General features: G+C 41.8%; 26 protein-coding genes. 18 read left to right on the top strand and 8 right to left on the bottom strand.

What is annotated here, in order from left to right; translation table 11 throughout:
- Positions 1-210 precede the first annotated feature (210 nt).
- Entirely contained in the window at positions 211-1,611 is a 1,401-nt protein-coding gene (gene nhaC / locus PGH26_RS10610; RefSeq protein WP_323691068.1) for a Na+/H+ antiporter NhaC, read from the top strand.
- 44 nt (positions 1,612-1,655) lie between these two features.
- On the opposite strand, the gene PGH26_RS10605 is transcribed toward nhaC, so the two are convergent.
- Positions 1,656-2,186, bottom strand: coding sequence for an isoprenylcysteine carboxyl methyltransferase family protein (locus tag PGH26_RS10605; RefSeq protein WP_323691067.1), 531 nt, complete (start codon positions 2,184-2,186; stop codon positions 1,656-1,658).
- Positions 2,187-2,196: 10 nt separating this feature from the next.
- The gene (locus PGH26_RS10600; RefSeq protein WP_323691066.1) at positions 2,197-3,273 is read right to left on the bottom strand and encodes a type III polyketide synthase; all 1,077 of its coding nucleotides are present in this window, start codon (positions 3,271-3,273) and stop codon (positions 2,197-2,199) included.
- A 181-nt stretch (positions 3,274-3,454) separates the two neighbouring features.
- Here PGH26_RS10600 and PGH26_RS10595 point away from each other — a divergent pair, with 181 nt between their 5' ends.
- Entirely contained in the window at positions 3,455-3,754 is a 300-nt protein-coding gene (locus PGH26_RS10595; RefSeq protein ID WP_323691065.1) for an AraC family ligand binding domain-containing protein, read from the top strand.
- Between the two features lie 65 nt (positions 3,755-3,819).
- Here the strand turns inward: PGH26_RS10595 and PGH26_RS10590 are convergent, their stop codons facing one another.
- The gene (locus PGH26_RS10590) at positions 3,820-4,254 is read right to left on the bottom strand and encodes a YaiI/YqxD family protein (RefSeq protein WP_323691064.1); all 435 of its coding nucleotides are present in this window, start codon (positions 4,252-4,254) and stop codon (positions 3,820-3,822) included.
- A 135-nt stretch (positions 4,255-4,389) separates the two neighbouring features.
- Here PGH26_RS10590 and PGH26_RS10585 point away from each other — a divergent pair, with 135 nt between their 5' ends.
- The 10 genes from PGH26_RS10585 (at position 4,390) to PGH26_RS10540 (ending at position 14,390) form a co-directional block, all read left to right on the top strand.
- On the top strand, positions 4,390-4,620 hold the full coding sequence (locus PGH26_RS10585) for a hypothetical protein (RefSeq protein ID WP_323691063.1): 231 nt from the start codon (positions 4,390-4,392) through the stop codon (positions 4,618-4,620).
- A 127-nt stretch (positions 4,621-4,747) separates the two neighbouring features.
- Entirely contained in the window at positions 4,748-6,130 is a 1,383-nt protein-coding gene (locus PGH26_RS10580; protein ID WP_323691062.1) for a leucyl aminopeptidase family protein, read from the top strand.
- A gap of 278 nt (positions 6,131-6,408) precedes the next feature.
- Positions 6,409-6,906 carry a DinB family protein gene (locus tag PGH26_RS10575; protein ID WP_323691061.1) on the top strand — a complete coding sequence of 166 codons (498 nt, stop codon included), beginning with the start codon at positions 6,409-6,411 and terminating at the stop codon, positions 6,904-6,906.
- 384 nt (positions 6,907-7,290) lie between these two features.
- Positions 7,291-7,857 (top strand): GrpB family protein, encoded by a 567-nt coding sequence (locus tag PGH26_RS10570; protein ID WP_323691060.1) that lies wholly within the window; start codon positions 7,291-7,293, stop codon positions 7,855-7,857.
- 688 nt (positions 7,858-8,545) lie between these two features.
- The gene (locus tag PGH26_RS10565; protein WP_323691059.1) at positions 8,546-9,028 is read left to right on the top strand and encodes a hypothetical protein; all 483 of its coding nucleotides are present in this window, start codon (positions 8,546-8,548) and stop codon (positions 9,026-9,028) included.
- 181 nt (positions 9,029-9,209) lie between these two features.
- Positions 9,210-10,679: an FAD-binding oxidoreductase gene (locus PGH26_RS10560; RefSeq protein WP_323691058.1), complete on the top strand. Its 1,470-nt coding sequence runs from the start codon at positions 9,210-9,212 to the stop codon at positions 10,677-10,679.
- 11 nt (positions 10,680-10,690) lie between these two features.
- Positions 10,691-11,221, top strand: a complete 531-nt coding sequence (locus tag PGH26_RS10555) for a hypothetical protein (protein ID WP_323691057.1) — start codon at positions 10,691-10,693, stop codon at positions 11,219-11,221.
- A 38-nt stretch (positions 11,222-11,259) separates the two neighbouring features.
- Entirely contained in the window at positions 11,260-11,610 is a 351-nt protein-coding gene (locus PGH26_RS10550) for a DUF2200 domain-containing protein (protein ID WP_323691056.1), read from the top strand.
- A 242-nt stretch (positions 11,611-11,852) separates the two neighbouring features.
- Positions 11,853-14,141, top strand: a complete 2,289-nt coding sequence (locus PGH26_RS10545) for an ATP-binding cassette domain-containing protein (RefSeq protein WP_323691055.1) — start codon at positions 11,853-11,855, stop codon at positions 14,139-14,141.
- 69 nt (positions 14,142-14,210) lie between these two features.
- The gene (locus PGH26_RS10540) at positions 14,211-14,390 is read left to right on the top strand and encodes a DUF6440 family protein (RefSeq protein ID WP_323691054.1); all 180 of its coding nucleotides are present in this window, start codon (positions 14,211-14,213) and stop codon (positions 14,388-14,390) included.
- Positions 14,391-14,467: 77 nt separating this feature from the next.
- Here PGH26_RS10540 and PGH26_RS10535 read toward each other — a convergent pair whose 3' ends face one another.
- Genes PGH26_RS10535 through PGH26_RS10525 form a run of 3 tightly spaced genes read right to left on the bottom strand, consistent with a single transcriptional unit; the run spans position 14,468 to position 16,945 of the window.
- A complete protein-coding gene (locus PGH26_RS10535) occupies positions 14,468-15,409 on the bottom strand; it encodes a TRM11 family SAM-dependent methyltransferase (RefSeq protein ID WP_323691053.1) in 942 nt (313 codons plus the stop codon).
- 2 nt (positions 15,410-15,411) lie between these two features.
- Positions 15,412-15,990 (bottom strand): hypothetical protein, encoded by a 579-nt coding sequence (locus PGH26_RS10530; protein ID WP_323691052.1) that lies wholly within the window; start codon positions 15,988-15,990, stop codon positions 15,412-15,414.
- Positions 15,991-16,042: 52 nt separating this feature from the next.
- Positions 16,043-16,945, bottom strand: coding sequence for a cation diffusion facilitator family transporter (locus PGH26_RS10525; protein ID WP_323691051.1), 903 nt, complete (start codon positions 16,943-16,945; stop codon positions 16,043-16,045).
- A gap of 279 nt (positions 16,946-17,224) precedes the next feature.
- Between PGH26_RS10525 and argH the strand changes: the two genes are divergently transcribed.
- The gene (argH, locus tag PGH26_RS10520) at positions 17,225-18,550 is read left to right on the top strand and encodes an argininosuccinate lyase (protein ID WP_323691050.1); all 1,326 of its coding nucleotides are present in this window, start codon (positions 17,225-17,227) and stop codon (positions 18,548-18,550) included.
- Between the two features lie 286 nt (positions 18,551-18,836).
- Here the strand turns inward: argH and fabI are convergent, their stop codons facing one another.
- A complete protein-coding gene (gene fabI, locus PGH26_RS10515) occupies positions 18,837-19,616 on the bottom strand; it encodes an enoyl-ACP reductase FabI (RefSeq protein ID WP_323691049.1) in 780 nt (259 codons plus the stop codon).
- A gap of 173 nt (positions 19,617-19,789) precedes the next feature.
- On the opposite strand from fabI, the gene PGH26_RS10510 reads away from it, so the two are divergent.
- Together PGH26_RS10510 and PGH26_RS10505 are read left to right on the top strand one after the other, a co-directional pair.
- Complete coding sequence (locus PGH26_RS10510; protein ID WP_323691048.1) at positions 19,790-20,197, top strand: YugN family protein; 408 nt, start codon at positions 19,790-19,792, stop codon at positions 20,195-20,197.
- Positions 20,198-20,287: 90 nt separating this feature from the next.
- Positions 20,288-21,841 (top strand): NlpC/P60 family protein, encoded by a 1,554-nt coding sequence (locus tag PGH26_RS10505; protein ID WP_323691047.1) that lies wholly within the window; start codon positions 20,288-20,290, stop codon positions 21,839-21,841.
- Between the two features lie 135 nt (positions 21,842-21,976).
- Here PGH26_RS10505 and PGH26_RS10500 read toward each other — a convergent pair whose 3' ends face one another.
- Positions 21,977-22,321 carry a hypothetical protein gene (locus PGH26_RS10500; protein ID WP_323691046.1) on the bottom strand — a complete coding sequence of 115 codons (345 nt, stop codon included), beginning with the start codon at positions 22,319-22,321 and terminating at the stop codon, positions 21,977-21,979.
- A gap of 203 nt (positions 22,322-22,524) precedes the next feature.
- On the opposite strand from PGH26_RS10500, the gene brnQ reads away from it, so the two are divergent.
- The 3 genes from brnQ to ltrA all read left to right on the top strand — a co-directional run bounded on the left by brnQ (position 22,525) and on the right by ltrA (position 26,186).
- Complete coding sequence (gene brnQ, locus PGH26_RS10495; protein ID WP_323691045.1) at positions 22,525-23,844, top strand: branched-chain amino acid transport system II carrier protein; 1,320 nt, start codon at positions 22,525-22,527, stop codon at positions 23,842-23,844.
- Between the two features lie 77 nt (positions 23,845-23,921).
- Positions 23,922-24,335: a pyridoxamine 5'-phosphate oxidase family protein gene (locus PGH26_RS10490; RefSeq protein ID WP_323691044.1), complete on the top strand. Its 414-nt coding sequence runs from the start codon at positions 23,922-23,924 to the stop codon at positions 24,333-24,335.
- Between the two features lie 588 nt (positions 24,336-24,923).
- Positions 24,924-26,186: a group II intron reverse transcriptase/maturase gene (gene ltrA / locus PGH26_RS10485; protein WP_323691043.1), complete on the top strand. Its 1,263-nt coding sequence runs from the start codon at positions 24,924-24,926 to the stop codon at positions 26,184-26,186.
- The last annotated feature ends 65 nt before the right edge of the window (positions 26,187-26,251 follow it).

The raw sequence follows: 26,251 nt of genomic DNA, 5'->3' as shown, positions 1-26,251 counted from the left end.
CGAAGCAAGCAGCAGCCAGAGACTGGATAGATGGTGTAAGTCCAGGCACTTCGTTACATGAATTACGTCAACAAGCAATCTTTGAATCCAATGAAGCGGGTAAGCGATGTCAGCTTATCAACATGGGTGGTACCGCGGAGAACTCCTTCGTCCCTGTTATAGGGAACGAATGGAGTTTTTTTGTACGCAAAAGCCGAGGAGGATACCGCCATGTTTCACATTCAACCATTACTCAAACCCACATTCTTAGAGTCCATTTCATTGATCCTCTTGATTGTCGGGATGATCAGCGCAAGTATTATCGGATTTGGGGCTGTTCCCCATTTACCGATTTTGGCATCCATTTTGCTGCTCATTGGATATGGACTGCTCAAAAAGATTTCCTACCGGGACCTTCAAGACGGAATGACAGAAGGCTCCGGTGCCGGTATGGGCGCAGTATTTTTGTTCTTCTTCATCGGGATGCTCATTAGCAGCTGGATGATGAGCGGAACCATTCCAAGTTTGATCAATGCTGGTTTTCTGCTCATCACCCCTTCTTATTTTTATGCAATTGCGTTCACCGTAACCGCAATTATCGGGATATCGATCGGAAGTTCTTTGACGACTGTTGCAACCGTTGGTGTCGCACTGCTCAGTATGTCAGGCGTACTCGGTCTATCACCAGCGATTGCAGCAGGAGCTATCGTTTCAGGTGCATTCTTTGGAGATAAAATGTCTCCTCTATCGGATACGACGAACTTAGCATCATCGATTGTAGGTGTCGATTTGTTCACCCACATTCGAAATATGATGTGGACGACCGTTCCGGCATTTGTCCTGTCCTTTGGGATCTTTGCGATCCTTTCTCCATCAGCGGGGGATGCGAAATTAGATACTATCCAATCATTTCGTGAAGCACTTGCAGAAACGGGCCTGGTTCATTGGATATCATTCCTGCCGTTAGTCATACTTATTGTATTGACGCTGATGAAAGTACCAGCACTGCTGACGCTTGCAGCAAGCACAGCATCAGCCGTCTTGATCGGCTGTATGCTGCACGCATACAGCGTTTCAAAAGTGTTTGGCATTCTATTTGACGGATTCAAATCCGAAACAGGTGTAGAAGCTGTAGATAGTTTACTAAGCCGCGGCGGTATTAGCAGTATGTTCTTCACGATCACACTTGTCATCTTAGCTCTTACAATGGGGGGACTGCTGTTTAAGTTAGGAATCGTCCAAACGTTACTCTCCAAGGTCGAACAATCTTTACGTTCAGCCAGTTCTGTAATTGGTGCTTCCGCGTTAACAGCAATAAGCATTAATGTCTTGATTGGTGAACAATATTTATCAATTCTGCTAACAGGGCAGGCATTCCAAGGCCAATTTAAAAAATTAGGTCTTGCGAGTAAAAACTTAAGCCGGGTGATGGAAGATGCAGGGACCGTTGTCAATCCGCTCGTCCCATGGAGTGTATGCGGGATATTCATCTCGGGTGTCCTAGGTGTGCCTGTAGGCGATTATTTCGGATTTGCGTTCTTCTGTCTCTTCTCACCGATTTTGACGGTTGTGTTCAGTCTCTTAGGTAAAACATTGACGTATGAAGATACTGCAAAAGAAACCCATTCCTAACATGAAAAAGCAGTGGTCCCAAAACGCGAGGCCACTGCTTTTGTTCATTTCAATGAAAATTTCTCTTTATAATTAGTTGCGTCTTTCAATGCTTGTTCTTCTTGAGGAATTCGGACGGACATCATCCAGGCATTCAGCAAAGTGAAGACAATGGCTGTGATATAGGCGCCGAATATCATTGGCAGGACGAGGATTTCAGTCGCGACAATCACATAGTTAGGGTGTCGGATAAATTTATATGGACCTTTCATGACGACGTCAGCGCCGGGAAGAATGATAATCTTGGTATTCCAGTACTTCCCGAGAGAGGCAAGACACCAAACCCGCAGCACTTGTGTGAGCAGGAAGATCGTCAACAGGATGCCCCAGATTGGAGACAGCGCTGGCTTTCGAATGAGTACTTCCAGCAGTAAGGAAACAAAGAAAGCAGTGTGCAGCAGTACAATTGCCGGATAGTGACGTGCTCCAGCTTCGAAGGCACCTTGGGCTTTCATTCGTTTTTCATTGTTTTTAGCAATGACTAATTCTGCCAGCCGCTGAAGGATGACGATTGAAATTACAATCCAGAAGAACACTTCATTCACCTCATTCCCATTTCAACAGCTGCAGTTCCCCGCAAAATCCTGGTCCCAGTGCAGCAAGTACACCGTATTCACCTTTTGCAGGCTTCGCTTCCATGAATTCTTTCAAAACATAAAGGACCGTAGGGGACGACATGTTACCGTTCATCCGTAATACATTCCTTGAAATCTCCGTCATTGAACTATTAAAGTTCAGTGCTTCTTCATACGCTTCTAACACTTTTTTACCGCCAGGATGTGCGACAAAATGGGAAATGTCTTTGTCTGTGAGGTTGTTCTTGTTTAAGAATTGGTGGACAAACGGACCGAGCCAATCGCTAATGATGACAGGAATGCTTTTAGAGAAAACAACGTACAATCCGCTATTTTTCACATCCCATCCCATGACATCTTCAGAATCAGGCATTAGCTTGGATGTCGTTGCAACAATCGAAGGTCTCACTTGCTTGGATCGTAATCGGGATAAATCGCCGGCAACTAATGCGCAGGCGACTCCGTCTGAAAATAACGAGACCCCAACGAGATTACTCTTAGAATAATCATCCTTCTGAAAAGTAAGGCTGCACAATTCAATCGCAAGGACGAGGACATTTGCTTCCGGATAAGCCATACAGAATTCATTTGCCCGACTTAGCCCGGAAGCACCCCCCGCACAGCCAAGACCCCAAAGGGGAATCCGTTTTACATCATCTCGGAATGGCAGATTATTCATAATGCGAGCATCGATACTAGGGGTTGCAATGCCTGTACTTGAAACAAAAATAATGGCATCGATATCTTTGCAGTCGACTTTCTGATCTAGCATTGCAGATTCCAGACACGCAGTGACGGCAGCAGTTCCATATTCAATTGCATGTGTTATGTACAACTCGTTTCGTTCTTCGAAATCATGGGCTCTCCCATACCATTCGAGCGGCATACAGACATTTCGCTGTTCGATATCACCGTTTTGAAACACAGTTAACAGCCGTTCAATATCTTTGAACCGTCCACTGAAAACGGAACGAGATAGTTCAACAGCTTCTTCTTGTTTAATAAGATTAGGCGGTAAATGAGTACTCACCGATAGAATTTTGGGCATGTGCGGACCTCCTATTGTCTTTAGTTCACTAATTTCCTAAAACAAGTAAACGTAAACGTTATCAAACAAAAAACGAGTAAACCATCTCAGAGTCTTGTACACTTAGTTCAATAAGGCGGACTTGCAAATAAAAAATTGCGGGTGCCGGTCTGATTAAATCAAACAAAAGGAGAGGATAATTATGAAGCTTATTGAAACGCCAAGCCAACTAAACAGTAAAGCGAAATCGGTCGAACAAGTATGTGCAATTCCAAATGCTAAAGTACTGAATATTCAACTGCGTGCTGGAGAGGAAGTTGCTGAGCATGACTCAGACAAGGAAGTTCTGATCATTGTTAAAAAGGGAAGAGTCCGATTTACAGTGGAAGGCACTCCGGTCACGGTTTCAGAAGAAAATATCCTTCACATGGCTCCTTATGAAAAACATAGTTTGTTTGCAGAAACCGATACCAATATATGTGTTTTACAAATTACACCTTAATGGAATCAGGATATGCAGCCAACCTGTGCAATATGAGTACAAGCCTAAACGAAACGCATACGCATTTACTGCGATAGCAGTTTCGTCAGACTGCTTTGAAACGCTTCGTTCTGTTCAACGGAGCGTTTTTTAGGTCCTTTTAAACGTCCGCCGGCTTGACGCACTTTTTGTGCAAAATGGCGGGAATACAGTAACTGATCAATATTTGCATCTGTATACCATCTGCCGTTCTGGTCAATCGGACGTCCCCCTTTAGCAAGCGCCATTGCCGCAAGACCATAATCTTGTGTAACCACTATATCGCCCGATTGAATCCTGTTCACAAGTACAAAGTCCACCGCATCTGTCCCTTTTGAAACGACAATGGTTTCTGCGCCATCACGCACCATTTCGTGTGCAGTGTCACAAATCAGGAAACAAGGGATCTCATAGGACTTTGCAGTACTAATCGTAATGTCAACGACTGGACATCCATCCGCATCGACTAAAATCTTCATCATTCTTTCACCCCGTTTAAATAGAGCGTATCACAGCCGCCTGATAAAAATCATTATTTCAGTCCTTTGGATGTTTGTTTCATCCGCACGAGGGAATACTTATAGAAAAATAAGATGACTGAAGAAAGGAGAGGTTATGTGAATACCCCAGAAAATAGTCAGATGACTGTAGAAGAAGCGGAAGAGTACGGACGTCAAATGGATGCAAAAAACCGCGCATTAGAGAAAACACATTATTTGGATGAAACCCCTGTTGAAGAAGGAAAAGTAACTCCGCCTCTTTCAGAAGAGGAAATCAAAAAACGAACAGGTGCCGGAAATTTTGAAAATGCCCGGGACGGAGGAGCAATGAACTCCATTAACAGCTGAGCCATTCCGTTTTTTCGGAATGGTTTTTTTAACCTGTCAATTAGTCGAATCTTCAATTTTCACATGGTACACTAGTTAAGGTTGACTCGTTACATAACGAACTTACAGAAGAATGGGGAGAACGATTATGACAGAAGTGAAGTTGCTATTTTCGCAAGATGCTGCAATTCAACAAAATGAGGATTTGAAAACATTCAGCAAGCAAGTACAGGCGGGGTCAGGAGCTGCAGTCTTTTCAGAAGGCCGTCAATGGTATGTGATGGCTGTGAAAGATGGGAAAACAGGTTGTCTGGAAACGGTTCGTGCTATGGCCGGTACTGCAGCTAGAGAATTGAGCCGCGGTAAAGTATCTTCAGCAACATTGGATGTTAATGCGCTCCGTAATGGTTTTCCTGACATATCACCGGAAGAAGCAGTCACTGCATTTACAGAAGGATGGCATTTAGGAGCTTATCAGTTCCTGACATACAAATCCAAGTCTGAGCCTTTCTGCACGAAATTGACGATTGAAGGGGCATCTGAAAAAGCGGTTCAAACCGGCGAACAACGTGCGGAAGCTGTCTCGTATTCACGGGACCTTATGAACGAATTGTCGGATGTTTTGAATCCTGAATCCTATCCGGAACGTTTGAAAGATGTGTTTAAAGATACAGATGCAACAGTTATCGTTCACGATAAGGCAAAACTGGAAGAGATGAAGATGAATGGCGTTCTCACTGTAGGCCGGGGCAGTCGCTATGCTCCTTCTTTCGTAGAAGTTTCCTACAGCAAAAATCCATCAAAACCGCTTGTTGCGCTTGTAGGTAAAGGCGTCACGTTCGATACAGGAGGTATTAGTTTAAAGAGCGGTAAAGATTTAAGCGATATGCGTATGGATATGGGCGGATCTGCTGCAGTAGCAGGAGCAATGAAGCTGCTCGCAGAAAGCGGAGCTGACGTCAATGTTGTGGCGCTGATTCCCATGGTTGAAAATACTCCGGATAATACCGCTGTACTTCCAGGAGAAGTCATTCAGTACAAAAATGGGCACACAGTGCAGGTCGGCAATACGGATGCAGAAGGCCGTTTGATTTTAGCAGATGGACTGCTTCGGGCTGGTGAACTAAAAGCAGATTATGTAGTGGACATTGCAACCTTGACTGGATCGATTGAGAACGCACTAGGTTCTGAAATCGCTGGCGTTTTCGGAGATGAAGAACTCGCGAGTAAGATGAAAGCGATCGGAACGAAAAACGGAGATGCAGTATGGCCGATGCCGTTAATCGATGCTTATGACGAAACGCTGCAAAGTGATTATGCAGATTTCAATAACATCAGCTCTCTCAGCTTTGCCGGATCGATTACCGCGGCTCTTTTCTTGCGCCGTTTCGTATCTAAAGATTCACGCTGGTTACACGTGGATATGGCAGGAATGATGCAAAAAACCTCAAACTCAGGCTACTATCCAAAGACAGCGACAGGCTATGGCGCTCGTTTACTGGCAGATTTCGTCTCAGAGATTTCAAAGTAAATTCAATTAGAAGTTCGGCTGAAACGCATTGCTAAAAGCAATGCGTTTTTACTTTCTCTCTTTATTTAATAATGTGCAGAAGAGGATAGTTGCGGCGTCATCTATATTGGGAAAATTAAATTCATTAAGGGATGGTAATAATAGCTAATTTGTCTGCGGAAAAATGTTACAATGAAACTAATGGTAGAAAAATCTGATTTAATCGAAAGAATAGTAACTAAGAGGGGGAATTTATAATGGGAAGCAAGGGGTTATATTAAATCGATAAAACAGAAGGGATGAATGAGGAGTTTGGCAAGTTACTTTCCATGATGGAGTATACAAGAATGACCACAGTTGCAGAAGTGAAAAACTTAACGGCAGAACAACTGGATTTCTTAGTGAATGAAGATGCAAATTCCATTGGTATGCTGCTAGAGCATATGAACTCTGTTGAAAAAGCCTATCAGATTGATACATTTGAGAAACGTGAATACACGGAAGAGGACATCCAGATGCTTAATCCCGGGCTGGATCTCGGGGAAGCAGCAAGGCAGCAGATTAAAGGGAATCCTATTGAATTCTATTTAGAGCAATTGGAACAAACAAGAGAAAAGACATTCGAGACGTTCCGCAAATTACCGGACACTTGGCTGTTCGAACAAGCTCCATTTTGGGACGGGGAACCCGCAAACAACTATTTCAAATGGTTTCATGTCATGGAGGATGAATTAAACCACCGGGGGCAAATTAGACTCATAAAGAAAATTATGCGCATGACCTCAAGTGTTATCTAACTTGGAATTATTCAGTATTGCCCAAACACTATGTATTAAAAAAGGAGATGGTTTCACATGTCTCAGAATAAAAGGGAGTCTGCGTTTTTTAAAGAGCTGGCAATAGTGGTGCTTTTATTCATTTTCTTTTATTTAGGCGTTATGCTTTTAAAATATCTTACTAATGACGCATTAAATTGGCTGAGCACCTTCGTCATGATGTTTTCCATCGCAACTATATACTTACTATTGCGAAGAACCAAGGCAGGCAGAGCAAAATGTTAATTGCTAACACGCACGACTTGATTAGGAGGGTTTTTCCATACCTCATTCGACCGATCAAAGAATAAACTGCTAACGGGCAATTCTTAACAAAGATTTGCTCCCTTTTCAGGACAAAAGGCATTGTCAAAAACTTACTTAAAATTCAGGGGTGGATGCAGTGTGATTTTAGGGTTGAAACAAGGAGAAATAAAATTAGTTAACCCTCAAGTAGGTTGGAAAGATGAATTCTATAAAACACAAAAAGAAATAAATGCTGCAACCGGAATAGACGTTGAATGTATTGAGCATGTAGGGAGCACTGCAATTAAAGATATTAAAGCTAAACCAATGATTGATTTTGCTGTTGGCGTAGAAGATATTAAAAACGTTCCTTCTTATATTTTTGAGAAGCTAAAGGGGATTGGTTTCCACCGTCTTCGTGCAGTTCTTGAAAATGAGATAGTTATAGCCAGGTTCACTGACGACACATTTGAAATCAAGACCCACATTATTCATTTAATAGATTACCAAGGTGAAAAATGGAACGAATTGATTTCTTTTCGCAACGCACTTAATTCCTCAGAAGAATTAAGAAAGGAATATGAAGGAATCAAACTGAGCTTTATAAAAAATGAAACAGGAGATATGAACGACTATACAAAGTACAAAGAAGAATTTATTCTTAACGTTTTAAACAGGAATAAATAAAATGTGAAATCAGTCGTTTGTCTTTTTTTGGAAAAATTGCACTGACATACCTAAAAGTTTAACTGCAATTATAACTTTAATTTGTAAGATTTTTATCATTGCATCTTTGCTCGCAATGATATCGATCATTTCATTTGGCTATAACACTTGAATTGAAATTGTTGAGCAAACTTATAGATAAAAATAACCTCTATGGGGGGATTTTAATGGGATTTCAAAAACTAAATGATTTTCTCAATGAGCTGGAAGAAAAAAATCTTTTAAAAGGAATCTGGCCAGAATCGGCAATGTTATTTGATGAACTGCAGCGGAATTTCTATTAGAGAGGGATTGTTCGAAGTGAAATCCAAATCATACTTATTAACACTTAGTTCTCTTATGCTGGCATTGGTTACATCCGGCTTAGATATTCCTGCAGATATTAAATCATTTATTTATGGATTATCGGTATTGGGTTTAATTTTAGGAGCATACTTGGCTTTCAAAAGAGCTTACTAATCAACAACATGGTTATTTTGCAAAAGAAATAAATTTGGAATGAGAGAATCCATATCGTTACTTAAACAAAAAGCAGGTGTTAAACTTCATGAATTTTGAAATGCGCAGACTTGAAAGTGATGATCTCTCCTTTCTGCGGGACAAGGGCTGAGGAACTTTTTTAGAATAGGGAAAAGGAGATAATGTGCAAATGAAAAAGGTTTTTCTTTTAACGATACTTACTGCGGTGTTTCTTTTAACTGCTTGTACTTCAGGTGGAAAAGAGAAAGCAGAAGGGTACTCAGGAGTTATTGGCAGTGGTGCAGCAATGGGCTATCAGTACATTGTGGTTAAAGAAGAAGAAACAATCTCTTGGGATATTCGTTATAAAGGAGAACATCAGCTCCTGGAAGAGAATTCAAAAAATGAAAATGATCTAGAGAAGTTCATGAACAGTGTCAACAACAGCCAATTAGAACTGGCCACATTGGTGATAGCACTTTCTTACTTAATAGTAGTAGTTATAATTACATCTGTCTTATACAAGAAAAAGAGAGAGTTGCTGAAAGGCATCAGTATCATGACTATTGTGCTTGCAAGTTCACTTGCATGTTATTTTGCGTTTGAAGCAGCAATTAAGTTAAGTCGTTTTTTGCACGATGCGAAATATTATTACTACTTATTAGTGAGTTAGAATTACGGGATGCACAGAGAGAACTGAATTATTCAGCCTGAGATAGGACACCGAAAATAGATAGGGCAGGTGTCCTTTTTAGAGGGGAATTATAAAAGTTATGATGCTTACCTGCATCTGCCTTGTCTACTAAAAGTATCGCACTGCAAGTTAACAATACAACTATAAAAAGGGAGCTCATATGCAATCTTTATCAAAACTTGTGAAAACACCTTGGTTTCTAGGGTGTCTGGTTCTTATTTTTGTAGCGGTCGTCATGTGGAACATTCCAATCGAGAAAAGAAAATATGGACTCTCTCAAGGGAGTTTAGTTACAGACTACACGGGACTGCTTCCGGAACACATTGAGCGCGTCGTTACAGCGGAAAATCGAAATGATCTGCAAAGAATTGTAAAACAAGCTAACGAGAATGGAAAGAAGATCTCGGTTGCTGGATTACAGCATTCGCAAGGCGGTCATACGTATTACAAAAATGGTGTCGTTCTCGATATGAGGACGTTCAACCGAATACTGGATATTGATGAACAGGAAAAAACAATACATGTGGAAGCGGGCGCAACCTGGGAGGATGTTCAGGAAGCGATACAGCCTCACGGGTTGGCCTTGAAAGTGACTCAATCCCAATCCATTTTTACAATAGGCGGCTCGCTTTCCGTAAACGCGCACGGCCGTGATATCCGTTTCGGCTCGATGGCGGAAACGGTAAAAGAAATGACGTTATTGACTCCAGAAGGAAAGATAAAGAACGTAAACCGGGATGACCCGGATGAATGGATGAAATACGTGTTTGGTGGGTATGGACTGTTCGGTGTAATTTTAGAAGTGACATTGGAACTGACGGATAATGACTTGTATACAATCCATACAGAAAAACTGAAAACAAACGAATACGAATCTTATTTTAACCGTGTTTTAAAACAACCAGATACAGCGATGCACTATGCGAGAGTGAGCGTCGCACCAAGTTCGTTTTTAGATGAAATGGTTGTTATCAATTACGATCACACAGGAAACAAAAATCATAAATCGGTTCTGAAAAAAGAAGAAGGTGTTCGCATATCCAAGATGGCACTCGACGCAGGTCGCAAAGGGGGAACTTTAGAAAACCTGTTCTGGGCAACTCAAAAGCGGTACATTGCTTCACTCGATGGAAAAGAAATTACCCGGAATAATGCGATGCGTTCAGAATCCACGTTCATGGAATACACCAAGCCGGGGCGAGTTGAAGTTTTGCAAGAGTTTTTTGTTCCGGTCGAATCCTATGATGAATACTTAACTGATTTAAAGGATATTATCCCGGCTGATGATAAAAGTCATGATTTTAAAGTTCATAATATAACCGTTCGATACGCCGCTAAAGATAACTTTACGACATTGAACTATGCCAAAGAGGACATGTTAGGTTTAGTTGTATTGATCCAGCATGGATTAAAAGAAGAAGATATTACGAATGCTGAATCATTAATTCAAAGTTGGACTAATTTAACACTTGAGCATGGAGGAACTTATTATTTGCCGTATTACCGATATCAGACAAAAGAACAATTTAAAAGTTCCTATCCTAATTGGCAAGACTTTCAGGAAGAAAAGTTACGGAAGGATCCAAATCAGGTCTTCCAAAATATGTTCTATGAGTATTACGTAAAGTGAAGGTGCGCATTATGAAGTTTAACAGTACAAGGTATTTACCGCTTGTTGTCACCGTTGGGCAAGTTGTAATTTTCCCTTACTATATAATTTGGCTGAAGCAAGTATCGTTAACGTTCACATTGTTTGCCTGGTTCTTTGCTTCATTTTCTTTTGCAGCAGCTTGGGGGTACCGGATCTATCAGACCAAAAAGAATAAAGAGCGTTCCTTTCTTTTTTTGATATATGCAGGCATGGGAGTCGTGTACATTGTGATAGGATTCATTAAAAATTCGTATGAATACCTTCCATACATTGTACTGCCATTGCAGGTTACCCTTGGATTATTGCAAGGGTACTTCCGAGCATGGCACTCTGAACAAGACACGTACCATTTGCATGCCGTTCATCATTATTTGATAGTCGGCTTCATGATGATCGGTTTTAGCTTTGTTAAAATAATTTCGCCAGTAGTCTTTATTACGATTTTTGGCGTTTTATTGTGTATTTGCGGAGCCTGGGAGTTTTTCAGAATAGGACAGTTGAGGGACCCTGAAAAAGTGTGAAATCAATATTTTGCAAGGGAAAGAATGGAGAGATTTAAATGACTAACCATAAGATCTATACGATGAGTTTTGCAAAAGTATATCCACTGTATGTGAATAAGGCAGAGAGAAAAGGCCGTTTAAAAGAAGAAGTGGATGAAATCATTTGCTGGATGACAGGATTCAGCCAACAAGAGTTAGAGAAGGAGTTAGAGAATCAGACAGACTTTGAGACGTTCCTCGCTCATGCACCAAAGCTTAACCCATCTCGTACATTGATCAAAGGGGTGGTCTGCGGAGTCAGAGTTGAAGATATCGAAGAACCGACGATGCGGGAAATTCGTTATTTAGATAAGCTGATTGATGAATTGGCTAAAGGGAAAAACATGGAGAAAATATTACGTAAATAGTTGAATCTCAAATAAAAGTCCGCTTTGATAGCTTATCAAAGGGGACTTTTATTTGAGTGAAATCCAGAAGCAAATTAAGATCGCTTTACAATATGAACTAACAGTTATTTATTTTATCGGTGTGATTTCTTGAAAAAAGGGAAACCCTTTACTAGAAGAAGTTTACCTTCATTGAATATGAAAAACCGTCAATGAAAGTTTAACTGAAATTAACACATTGGTGAATTAGGGAGGTTTCTGTTATGAAAAAAAATAAAGATGAGATCATTTTACGAGGACTGCGAGAAAATAATTTGAAAAATATTGATTTAAACATACCGAAAGAAAAGATTAATGTGTTTACTGGACTATCAGGTTCAGGAAAAAGCTCAGTGGTCTTTGATACATTAGCAACGGAGAGCAGACGTCAAATGACAATGAACTATCCGCTGTACGTCAGAAACCAAATGCCGAGATATGAACGGCCGCATGCGGATCTAATGCAGCACTTGAGTCCTGTGGTGGTAGTCGAACAAAAGCCAGTTGGCGGAAATTCTCGTTCTACAGTCGGCACTTATATGGATATTCATCCATTAATACGGCTCTTATTCTCGCGTATCGGAAGCCCGCCGATAGGATCGGCTACTGACTTTTCGAGTCAGAGCTCCTTCGGCAAATGTCCAGAATGTAACGGGTATGGGGAAGTGATTGTCCCCGATAAGAATAAGATGATTGACTTTGATAAGTCACTTCGAGAATATGCGGTGCGATTTAAGCCTTTATCCCCGTCAGGATGGCAAGGGAATTGGATGATGACTGGCGGTTTATTTGATCCCGACAAGCCAATCAAAGACTATTCAAAAGAACAATATGACCTTTTGGTATATGGCCCCCCTGAAGGTGAACGCGTATTTGCGCCATTCCATACGAAAGACGGCCCCCATGATCATGAATGGGATGGATTGCTGCCAAGATTTACACGTCTTTATATAAATAGGGATGTATCCAAGTTAAAACAAACTTCACAAGAAGATGTCCTGGCCATGTCTACTCATACATTATGTCCGACTTGCCATGGGTCTGGCTTGAATCCAAAAGTGCTGGATTGTAAAATTAACGGTTTTAATATCGCAGAATACGATCAGTTAGAACTGACAGAATTACTTACCGAACTGAAGAAAATTAAAGACCCTGTCGGTAAGTCCATTGCACAGCAGGCAATTCCAAATGTGCAGCAGCTTGTAGACTTAGGCTTAGGTTATTTAAGTTTATCAAGAAAAATGGGTACTCTTTCAGGCGGAGAAGCCCAGCGGGTAAAAATTGCACGTCATTTAGGAAGCAGTCTCAATAACATCACATACATCTTTGATGAACCAAGCGCCGGACTTCACCCCGAAGAAATCAGCATGTTGCTGCAGATGCTGGAAAGTTTAAAAGAGAATCATAATACTGTGGTTGTAATTGAACACAATCTAGCAGTCATTAAAGTGGCGGATGAAATAATAGAAATGGGACCAGGAGCTGGTGTGCAAGGCGGGGAAGTGATCTATCAAGGAGAATTGTCAGGTTTGAAAGATGCTTCAAGCATAACTAGACTGGACCATAAGCCTGCGATAAATAAAAATCCAAGAGCGGCAGAGAGTCATTTCTCAATAAAAAATGCTGCGAATAATAACCTTAAAGATGTTAGTGTGGAGATTCCTAAGAATGTATTAGTGTCTGTATGCGGTGTCTCTGGTTCAGGGAAGAGTTCTTTAATGTTCGAAGCTTTCTCCCAAAAGTATCCCGAGACGATTGCAGTTGGACAGGGCAGTATTGGAACATCAAGCCGTTCCACGCTCGCTACCTATATGGGGATCATGGATGATATCCGTAAGATTTTCTCGAAAGCATCGGGACAGCCAGCAGGATTATTCAGCTTTAACTCATTAGGAGCCTGCCCGGTATGTGACGGAAAAGGCGTCACAACACCGGATGTCGCGTTTGCGGATCCAGTAACCGTTACATGTGAAGCTTGCGGCGGAACGAGATATTCAGACGAAGCACTTTCTTATAAATACGAAGGTAAAAATATTGTGGAGATTTTAGATCTCACAATAGATGAAACAAATAGCTATTTTGACATGCCGAAAATCGTGAAGAAGGTAAATACATTAAAAGATGTTGGATTGGAGTATTTAACATTAGGGCAGACAACAAGTTCCTTAAGCGGGGGCGAAGTGCAGCGTTTGAAACTAGCAAGTTACTTGAAAAATGAAGGACAGATTTATCTGTTAGACGAGCCTTCGTTAGGGCTGCACACAAAGGACAATGACAAACTATTAGCTGTTTTCGAGAATCTTGTAAACAAAGGGAATTCTGTAATAATCGTCGAACACAATCTCGACTTTATCGGTGCCAGTGACTGGATCATTGAAATGGGGCCTGAAGGAGGGAAAAAAGGAGGGCATGTACTTTTTGAAGGTACACCTGAACAAATGATGCGTGCAGATACGTTGACGGCTAAATGGCTGAAGCGCGGAGCAATGGAATTAGATGGACTACAAACATAAACTAACTTTTGCTGACATTGGCTGAAGTAATTGAAAGGGAGTGAAACAATGAAAGAGTAACGATTTGAAGTGATTGAGAAGCAAGGGAAGATGGAAGTATTTCAAGTGATCCGTGATAATCAGACCGGCGTGCTGTATTTATCGCACAGCGCTGGATACGGTTTAGGGTTAACAGTTATGCAAGGTCCGGATGGAAAGCCGTTAGTGGATAAGGATTTCAATGTGAATGAATCATTTCCTCGTTCATAACACAAAAAACGAGGGCACCTGGAAATGTCAGGTGCCCTCGTTTTTACATTTACTTAATAGTAATACTGTATTTTGCATTATCGGCACACAACAACTTCCCACTCAAAGTGTGCTTTTTTCGCAATACATCGATCCAGGATTTCAAAACCAGCTTCAGCTAACAGATCATCCATCGATTCAATCGTCACGATAACGAGCTTGTCTGTCAATGTGCGGGCAGCCTGTAAAATAGAGGCCTGCTGCTCACGGGTGACGTGGGTGTACAAGTTATACGGCATGTCGATTACGGCTGCGTCATAATGTCCTGGTGCTTCTTCTATAGGACCTGGCGTTACGGTTCCTGTTAGTCCGAAGTGTTCAAGGTTTTTCCGGGATCCCAGAACAGCGAGCGGGTTAATATCGCGGCCATCCATATCGATACCCATAGAGATCGCTTCTACCAGCACGTTGCCAATCCCGCAGCAAGGATCAATGGCTTTTATACCTTCAGGATGCGGCACGGCGATATTCGAAACCGCTCGAGCGACACGTGTGCTGAGTGCAGTGGAATACATTTCCGGCTTTTTCACGTGCTGTCTCCATACCGAAATACTTTCTGACAAATAGCCAAAAAGATATTTCTGGTCAAGCTGAACAATGCCATACAAAATATCAGGTTGTGCTAAATCTGCGTAGCCGGGCATTACCAATCCAAGTTGCCGTTCAATCTTTCGGCGGTCTGGATGGGCAATCTTAGCGGTGTCTCCAAGCGGCATCGTATTGAGGCAGCGAATCAGGAAACTGCGTCCATCCTCTTCAAATGCAGAAACGAAGGTTGCGACTTCTTCAATGGAATCGCATTCTGCTAACACGTCAAGTCGTTCCTTCATGAATGCGCTTCTGCTCGGATCTATTTCCACATTACTGCTAATGAAATTCGCGTCCGTATCCGTTTCAAAAAAAGAACGCATTTCAAGTCGGCATAACTCGTACTCATCGTCATGCCGGCTAAACGTATATAAATGTTTCGCTTGATCCATGATTATGCTTCATCCTCTAATGCAACGAGCATCGTGAACACAAATTTGTACATAAGAGCAAGCGTTTCGTCGAATGTGTTACTCTCGGAAAAACCATCAACATAGTCAAGTGCAATATTTACGTCCCATAGTCCATCATCCGCAGAAAACATCAGGCTGCGCGTTCCAGGTGCTGTTCCAAGTTGTGCGTCGATATACTTTTTAAGCCATTCACCATGCTTTTTCTGAACCTGCAGTCCGAATAGTGCAGTGACGGTTTCGAAGACATCGTCCACTTCAAGAACAACTCCATCGATCCCAATTGCCGCAAATGATGGGTCCTCGGCAAATAGATAAGATGCAGGTTGAGTCTTCACAAATGATACAGGGAGACTGCCTGTATTTGCAGGTGTTTCTAGAGGCTCATCTGTTTCTTTGTTCGATAGACTATATACCGGTGAGAAAGCCGGTGCTTCCAGTATCTTCATTTCAGGTGAAAGCAGCTCTTTCTTCTCTAGAAATTCTTTTTGCTGTGGATTTAACGGAATTCCTTCTTGCGATTCGTGTTCTGCAATATAATTTTTCATCCATTTAGTAATCATTCAATCCAACTCCTTCAATACTCTCCAGTATACCTTATATGAACACCGACAGTCACTCGATCTCTTCGTACCATGGATTCACATGGATCAAGACTTCACCGACATCAGGATTTGCTTGCTTGATGGCATTTCTTAGTGCGCTCGTTACGTCATGACCTTGTTGGATCGTAAGCTCCGCAGGAATACTGATACGAATATCGACAAGAACGTAATGTCCGTGCTCACGCGCGCGTAACCGGTCAACCCGTTTTACTTCAGGGATTTCTTCGATTAATTGTTTGAATGCCAGCAGTCGTTCTTCACTGACGGTTTTTTCCATTAAAATATCCAGTGCTTCTTTTCCGATATGAATCGCAAGCCGCATCACGAGAATCGCGACAATCAGTCCAGCAAGCGGATCGCCATACGAGAGAATAGGGATGTCGAAGTGAAAACCGATTAATCCCAGGCCAATACCGATAACAGCTGCTAAGGAAGCATACACATCAGCTAAATGATCATAAGCCGTTGCAATGAGACCCTTACTGTTTTCTTTCCTTCCAATCCGCATCGTATAGAAATAAAGGGCTTGCTTCCAAATCATTGAAATAATTGCGGTGATTAAGGCAAGGACGCTTGCTTTATGGGGCTCTTCAAAAAACGCGAAAATCGCTTCTATTGCAATGTAAATGGCAGCTGCGCCCAAAATAAGTCCGACGAGGGCAGAACTGATAACTTCTGCTTTCCCATGTCCATATGGATGATCTTCATCTGGCGGACGTTTTGAAAAGCGCATGGAAGTTAATGCTGCTGCTGAAGCGACCACATCTCCGGCGTTGTGAAATCCGTCAGCCAGCAAAACCGGACTGTGGAATAGATAACCCACAATGATTTTCATGATCGTCAGAAAGATGTTGCTAATAAGACTAACCCAGATGGCAATGATGGAAGACAAGGAGTGTGCAGTGTTTGTCATGTGCGGATAACCTCCATTTTATAAAGTTGCAGAGAGGAAACAAAAACCCCTGACTTAGAGACGTCAGGGGATTGGATTGAAAATTTATAGGATTGGCCATTAAAGAGCATAGTATACATAGTTATCACTCGCTTCACATTAGTTGCGTACTAATAAGTATACCTCTTTGACAAACGCAATACAAGCTGAGAAGCTGAGAGAGAAGATTGCAAAAATGACTCGATTGCATTATAATTCATATATTATAATATTTATACATATCGATGGAGGATGAATTACATGAAACTTTGGGGTGGAAGATTTTCTTCTAAAGAACACGAGCGCATGGAACAATTTAATACATCATTGCCAGTAGATAACCGTCTGATCGAACAGGATATCGCCGGAAGTCTTGCACACGTGGCTATGCTTGTGCACTGTGATTTGTTGACACCTGAAGAAGGAGAATTGCTCATTAATGGGTTGGAAGAGATCCAAAACGATATCGCTTCTGGACAGTTATTAGTAGAAGGGAATTATGAAGACGTGCATTCGTTCGTTGAGGTACAGCTAACAGAGCGTATCGGAGAAACGGGGAAGAAATTGCATACTGCACGTAGTCGTAATGACCAAGTTGCAGTCGATATGAGACTCTACGCAAAAGCTAAAGCAAAAGAAGTCTCGGGTCTGCTTCAAAACCTAATGGATTCTTTAGCTGCAAAAGGACAAGCAAATGATGTCATTATGCCTGGATATACACATCTCCAACGGGCTCAAGTCATCACGTTCAGCCATCATATTGGTGCTTATGTCCAAATGTTTTCACGCGATAAGAAACGAATTGAAAACGCTGCAGAACTTATGGATGAAAACCCGCTGGGCTGCGGTGCATTAGCAGGAACAACACATGAAATCGATCGTGACGTTACCACTGCACTGCTTCACTTCGCTAAGCCAGTAGACAATTATATCGATGGTGTAAGTGACAGAGACTATCTGCTGGAACTGATGTCCGATTTTTCTATTATCATGATGCACTTAAGTCGCTTAAGTGAAGAACTGATTCTTTGGAGCAGCCAAGAATTTAAATTTGTGACAATGTCCGATGCGTTTTCAACAGGCAGCAGCATTATGCCACAGAAAAAGAATCCGGACGCGGCTGAACTGATCCGAGGAAAAACAGGTCGTGTTTATGGATCGTTATTTGCATTATTAACAACCCTTAAAGGACTGCCGCTTGCCTATAACAAAGACATGCAAGAAGACAAAGAACAATTCTTCGATGCAGTGGACACCGTCATCGATTGCATCGACATCATGTCCAGCATGATCGACACGATGCAAGTGAACGCGGAACAAATGCGCAGCGCCGTTAAAGCCGGTTTCCTGAACGCAACTGAAGTCGCCGACTACCTCGTCAGCAAAGGCACACCGTTCCGCGATGCCCACAGCATCGTAGGCCGCCTCATCATCTATTGCGAACAAGAGAAAAAAGGCATCGAAGAACTATCAATCGCAGAACTAAAAAACTTCAGCAACTCACTAGACGATGACCTATATGCCTACATCGACTACGACGAAATCCTAAACAAAGGCACAAAGAAGTTTATGAAAGCAGGCTATTGAGTTTAACCGTTGTATAGTAACTGGTGTCTCCTTTCACAAGCTGATGAACGATATTATTCTTACATCACACCGATGATTGAAGCGGAAGACGGCGACTCCTGCGGGACTTCAAATGGAAACAACCTAAGTTCGCCGCATCGTGCGGCAACGGTTACATGACCTGCATCCTGCAGGCCCGCGTCCACCTGTAACGGAAATCAATACCTTCTAATTTTACTCTTTTCAAGAAAAAGGCTGTCCAGAAATCAGTAAAACTGACATCTGAACAGCCTTTTTAATCTCTAAATTACCCCATAATATTATAACCGGCATCCACATAAACCACTTCGCCCGTCACACCACTAGACAAATCACTCAACATTACCATACTCATCTTCGCCACTTCTTCCAACGTAATGTTACGGCGCAGCGGAGCTTTCTCTTCAATCTCATGAAGAATTGTATTAAACGATGGAACACCTTTTGCTGACAACGTGCGAACCGCTCCAGCAGACACCGCATTCACACGAATGTTCTCTTTTCCGAGATCGTGAGCTAAATAACGCATAGACGCCTCAAGCGCTGCTTTAGCAACACCCATCACATTATAGCCGTCCAGAACTCGTTCAGCTCCCAAATAGCTCATCGTAATAATCGAACCGCCCTCCGTCATATAACGGCGCGCCTCACGAGCAGTGGCAACAAGTGAATACGAACTCGTATCTTGTGCAAATGCATATCCGTCACGTGATGTTTCTACAAAATCATTATGGAGATCTTCCGCGTGTGCAAATGCGACAGAATGGACAACGCCATGGATTACACCGACTTCAGTACCAATCTTTTCAAACGCAGCACGAATACTTTCATCTTCATTTACATCACACTCTGCAACCAAACGAGCATTCAATTCATTCTTTTCAAGTGCCTTTTCAAGTTTCGCTAGAGAACGCTCTTTACGGTATGTGAAAATAACATTAGCACCTACATCAAAAAGTGTTTTAGCGATTCCCCACGCAATGCTGCGCTCGTTCGCAACACCCATCACAACAATATTTTTCCCTTTAAGTTTCAGTAAATCTTCCATAATTCAGTGGCCCCCTTGAAATCGTTCTATATTATTTTTTTAGTTAGCAGTCAGTATCAATACCTGGTCACAAAATGATTATAGCACAGTTTGTTTTGTGCATTCCATCATGAGTATGAATCACTTTCTAAAGGTGATACTACGAGTAATCTTTGAATAAAGGAGTGCATATGATGATACATTTAAAAACAGGGCTTGAAGGCAGAAAAACTCAATTTGGTATCATGCAGAATCGACTGGAAGAATCCGGCTATCATCTTGGAGGGAACTGGGATTACCACACCGGATACTTTGACAGAGTCTTGAATCGGGAGGAAGGAGAGACCATTTATATCCGTGCACCGTTTGACGTCATCGCGGGTATGCTGGATCAGGACAATGCGTCGATCCAGTTTAAAACTCCTTACATCATAAAGCATGTCGTCAATACGGGATTTGACTCGGAAGAAAACTCACTTTTAACTTCGACCTTTAACCAATTTCAGGAGCCGCTTGATAAAGACGGAAGGATTCCAGACAAATCAAAATGGCAGGAAATCGGAGTAAGAGAAGTGAATCGGCTTCTCGCAATTTTAGACTGAATAACCAAATGATTATTTTCTGAAAAATGTCTATACAGAAGCCTCCTGTTCGTGTACGGTATAGGTATAAAACCTATCAGGAGGCTTTTAATGATCAAGAAAATACTATTCCCGTTTCTAATCGCTGCACTTATATTTTCACTTGCCAGTCCAGCTTCGGCAGGAAAGATATTCAGTGATGTCGGTGACCAATATGCGGCAAAGGCTGAACTTGAATTTCTAGCTGAACAAGGCATTGTGACTTCGGGTCCGTCTGTTGCTTATGGTATCAATCAATCTATTACACGATTAGAAGCTTCTGCAATGCTTGTTCGAGCACTCAAACTCGATACAACAAACCGTCCTGACCCACAGGTAGCAGATGTGAAAAAAAGATCTGCGGGCTATGACATCATTGCAACCGTTGTAGACGAGAACATAATGGTAGGTAATTTGAAAAAAGAATTTAATCCAAATGCAATGTTGACACGTGCTGAAATGGCGGCAATCTTAGTTCGTTCATTCGATTTGCAACAGCCTCCAAAGACGAATACATTTCAGTTTACAGATGTGAATGTGAAAAGTTTTGCAGCTCCTTCTATTAGTATTCTATTCGCTAACAACATTACATTCGGGTATCCGGATCATACATTCAAACCCGCGATGACGTTAACACGTGCCCATTTCGGTATTTTCCTGGCACGGATTCTAAATCCTGAATTCCAAGAAGCGTTAACATGTTTTAATCCAGTTTCGAAAAAGACATCCCATGTTGCTGTTGCAGTTACAACCCTCTGGAAAACACCTAATGCAGCTAGAGTCATTGATAGACCAGCAATTGCGGTACCAGCAGATATTCGTAAATGGACGAAAACGATGACGATTCCGCAAAAACAATGGTTAGTTGGTAAAACAGAAACGCAAGCTCTTTATGGACAGGAAGTAGCTGTGCTTAAAACTTCTGGAAATTGGGTGCAAGTAGCTGTTAAAGACCAGTATTCACCCAAAAATAAGGCAGGATATCCAGGGTGGATTCCAGCGTCTCATATTAAAGAGTCGTTTGCAGACTATGGACAATGTGCAACCGCAATGGTGAAGGCGCCAATTGCGAACTTGTATCACGACGAAACTGCTTCTAGACCTTTCATGGAGATTAGTTTCAACACGATTCTTCCGGTTCTTGAAGAAAATAGGGATTGGATAAAAGTTCAGACGTCGACAGATGGTGCCAAATACGTCCGTAAACAAGACGTCAACGTACTTCAAAAAGGCAGTAAAATTCCATTACCTACAACACAGGAAATTTTATCTACTGCTAAAAAGTTCAATGGATTGCCATACCTGTGGGCGGGCACTTCTGGATTTGGTTTGGATTGCTCAGGATTCACATACTCGGTATATAGACAACACGGCATCGACATTCCTAGAGATGCAAGTGTGCAAGCGACACACGGAGCCCTCGTTAAAAAAAGTGAACTTCAGCCAGGTGACCTCTTGTTCTTTGCTTACAACAAAGGTAAAGGAAACGTCCATCATGTAGGCATGTATATCGGAAATGGGAAGATGATCCATTCACCAAATCCAAAGAAAACAGTTGAAATCCTGTCGATCGATGCAGAACCTTATCGCAGTGAATTTTCAGGAGCCAGACGTTATTTGAAATAAGATTCAAAAAAGCCCATTCGCAATTGTAGAGCGAATGGGCTTTTTATGAGTTATTTTAGAATGTCATTATATAACAAACCGTCGTCATCTAAAGAAATCACTTTCAAACGGTTTTCCTTTTTTACATAGATGCTTTTAACGATCTTTTTTCCGCTTTTCATCTTCGAAGAGAATAACACGGGTTCCGGGATTGTCGGTTTCAACAATTCCTTTAAGCCCATCTACATTTGCAACTTCAGCAATTTTACTGTATTCTTCGTAGGATTCAAATTCATTGCCTTCAGATTTTAAGCTTGAATCGGATTCACCTTCAGAAGCTTGTTCTTCCGCTTCGTTATTATCTTCAGGCGGTGTGTTCACTGAATTCTCTTCCAATGATTTTGCGCTTTCATCCGGTGCATCCGATTCTTGTGCAGGCCCATTATTCCCGCATCCCGCAAGCAGAATTGATAGCGCACCTACTAGGACTAACTTTTTCATTTCAAAAAACCTCCGTAATTGTTTTGCCAATAGAGTATTTTATAGAGCCTGTATTAAGAAGGCAACTTTTTGGCCTCTTATTACCTATACCCATAAGTTTATCGACAAAATCCTTTATAAATCGATGAATGTTTGATAGGCTAAAAGTGAGAAAATAAATGCTAATGCATTTATTTAAAGATTTTTGAGGAGATGTATCCGTTTTGACGTTTAAAAAGAATTTCATCATCGGTTTAATGCTTTTTGCGTTATTCCTTGGTGCAGGAAATATTATTTTTCCTCCCAAATTAGGACAATTAGCAGGAAGTGACCTTGCAATAGCGATGTTCGGCTTTCTAATAACAGGCGTTGGCTTACCGTTATTGGCAATTTTGGCAATTGCACATGCAGGAGGCGACCTGCGCTCAATTGCTGATCGCGTTCACCCGGCTTTTGGCCTCGTTTTTACAATGATTGTATATTTGGCGATTGGTCCGTTTTTTGGAATTCCACGCACCGCAACTGTTTCATATGAAATTGGAATCTCGCCATTTTTATCTGGCGAAATAGCTGCAGCGCAATGGCCGCTCCTTGTGTTCAGTATTCTGTTTTTTGCGATTACTATAGGGCTGGCATTTAACCCGGCAAAACTAGTTGACCGTATAGGCAAGTTTTTAACACCGGTTTTGTTCTTAGTAATCGCACTCCTTGCTGTCAAAAGCTTTGCAGATCCAATTGGAACCATTAATCCTCCAGATCAAACATTCGGCGCCCATCCTTTCTTTAAGAGTTTTGTTGAGGGCTATTTAACAATGGATGTCATTGCAGCACTGATATTTGGAAGTGTTATCACAACGGCAATTCAAACTGAAGGTGTAAAAACGTCAAAAGGTCTCATGAAGTCCATGATTGTAGCAGGAAGTATTGCTGCAATCGGTTTGAGTTTTGTTTACATATCTCTAGGGTTTATAGGGGCTACCAGCCTTGAAGCAATAGGGCTTCAAGAAAATGGGGGTATTGTTTTATCACTTGCCTCTGAGCTGTTATACGGATCTTTTGGTCCAATTATTTTAGCGATTACAATTCTTTTCGCTTGTTTGACCACATCAGTTGGTTTAGTTTCCGCATGTGCTCAATTTTTCTCGAAAGTGGTACCCGCACTTTCGTACAAGAAATTTGTTGTGATTTTTGCGGTGTTCAGTACGATTGTTGCGAACGTTGGTCTTACTCAGCTAATTTCACTTTCTATCCCAGTTCTATTGATGATCTATCCGCTGGCTATCGTTTTAATGCTGCTGTCCTTTATTGATAAAGCATTCGGCAGAAGACCCATTGTTTATGCACTGGCATTAATCGGAACAGCACTGGTAAGCATTTTTGACGGCCTTGCAGGCGGGGGGATTGTCATCGAACCAGTAGTTAACGTGCTGCAGCATTTACCGCTGCATGAACAGCAGATTGGCTGGCTGATTCCTGCAATTATCGGAGCTGTTATCGGTTATATCATTACACTTGCTACTCCTGCAATAACAGCTAAGGGATGAAAGCAGCTGCTGCTCCATGTTTAGTTTTGTTCTGTTAGTGGAAGACTAAATCTAATTGAACAAAAGGAGAGGTTACCATGAATGCAAAAGAAACTGCACAAAACATTTTGGACAAAAGTCATATCGGAACGATGTCAACAGTAGAGGCAAACAAGCCTTTCAGCAGATATATGACGTTTTATCATGAAGATTTTACATTGTACACAGCGACATCTAAAAAGACAGAAAAAGTGGATGAGCTTGAAAAGAATCCAAACACACATATTTTACTTGGATACAATGATGAAGGATATGGAGATGCCTTCTTAGAAATTTCAGGTACGGTCACAATTACAGATGAAGAGCGTTTAAAAGAAAAGATTTGGAACGAACATATGAAACCTTGGTTTGATGGACCGGAAGATCCGAATTTAGTCATTTTAAAAGTATCCCCTGATTCAATACGGGTGATGAACAAAAAAGGGGAAGAGCCCCAAACCATTACGTTTTAACAAAGAAAAGGATGAGCCCAATGCTCATCCTTTTTTAGTGTGCCCAGCATGGGCGTAATCTATAGGGTGCAAGTCCCGAACTGTGAAGGTAGAAGTAACAGTTAGCTTAACGCAAGGGTGTCCATGGTGACGTGGAATCTGAAGGAAGCGAGCGGCAAACCTCTGATCTGAGGAACACGAACTTCATATAAGGCTAAGTACAATTGGGTGAGTTTGCTAAACAAAACAAAGCCCTTTCTACCGAAGGTTGTACGGAGTAGATGAAGCAGATAGGTGGAGGGAAAGATTACGTTCTTACCTGGGGAGGTCTGACTGATACGTCAAGTACTCTTGATAACCTATCCAGTGATGGATAGCTGAACAGTCAGAAGTCAGCAGAAGCCATAGTACCATTCTGACTCGAGAGGAATGGGAAGGGCTGAACGATTAAGAGAGAACAACATCTTGGCATTCAGTAAACTGCGATGAACACAGATAACCGTAAAGGCATACTTGAAGGAGGATATGGTGAATTCCATGGGGGACTTCAAGATGGTAGAGCAGAACTGGCATAAGAAGAACCGTTGTTCACGGAAAGAGGCGTGACGAATGTTGATGGAGCAGATACTATCACGGGAAAATCTACTTTCTGCCCTAAAAAGGGTAGAGCGAAATAAAGGTAGCCATGGCGTGGATGAAATGCCCGTACAAAACCTACGAACGCATATCGTGAAGCATTGGGAGTCCATGAAAATGGAACTGTTAGAGGGAACTTATGAACCGCAACCAGTCCGCAGGGTCGAAATCCCGAAACCTGACGGTGGCGTGCGATTATTAGGCATCCCTACTGTGATAGACCGGCTCATTCAACAAGCGATTGCCCAAATTCTCACTTCGTTATATGACCCAACGTTTTCAGACCATAGCTATGGCTTTCGTCCAAAACGAAGCGCCCATGACGCGGTAAGAAAGGCGAAAGGATACTTAACAGAAGGAAATCGCTGGGTAGTCGATATAGACTTGGAGAAATTCTTCGATAAAGTGAACCATGATCGACTCATGGGGACACTGGCGAAACGGATTCAAGATAAACGTTTACTGAAGTTAATCCGTAAATATCTGAAGTCAGGCATCATGATACATGGCGTGGTGACGAATAGTGAAGAAGGGACACCACAAGGTGGTCCACTTAGTCCTCTACTTTCTAATATAGTCTTAGATGAATTAGACAAAGAATTAGAAAGAAGGGGTCACCTATTCGTCCGTTATGCCGATGACTGTAATATCTATGTGAAAACAGAGAAAGCAGGGCGTCGGGTGATGAACTCTGTGACTTCATTTATTGAAGCGAAACTGAAGTTGAAAGTGAATGGAAATAAATCCGCAGTTGACCGTCCCTGGAAGAGGAAATTTCTTGGTTTCAGCTTCACCGTTGGTAAAGAACCTAAAGTTCGTATTGCCAAAGAAAGTGTTAAACGGATGAAGAATAAAATCCGTGAGATTACTTCTCGGAAGAAACCTTACTCGTTAGAGTATCGGATGAAGAAACTCAACCAATATCTGATGGGATGGTGTGGATATTTCGCTCTGGCAGATACGCCAAGTGTGTTTACTAAATTCGATTCGTGGATTCGAAGAAGACTACGCATGTGTATGTGGAAGGATTGGAAGAAACCCAGCACTAAAGTGAGGAAACTCGTAGGATTAGGTGCCCCGAAAGGGAAAGCTTATGAATGGGGGAACTCTCGGAAAAGTTACTGGAGAATTTCTAAAAGCCCAATACTACACAGAACCCTTGGGAACTCCTACTGGAGTTCCCAAGGGCTCAAAAGTCTAATATCTCGTTACGAAACTTTGCGTCAGCAATCTTAATTGAACCGCCGTATACCGAACGGTACGTACGGTGGTGTGAGAGGTCGGGAGTTAATCACTCCCTC

Origin of the sequence: Sporosarcina jeotgali (assembly GCF_033304595.1) — a bacterium.
GTDB classification, from domain to species: Bacteria; Bacillota; Bacilli; order Bacillales_A; family Planococcaceae; genus Sporosarcina; species Sporosarcina jeotgali.
This window is presented reverse-complemented; position numbering and strand designations above follow the sequence as displayed.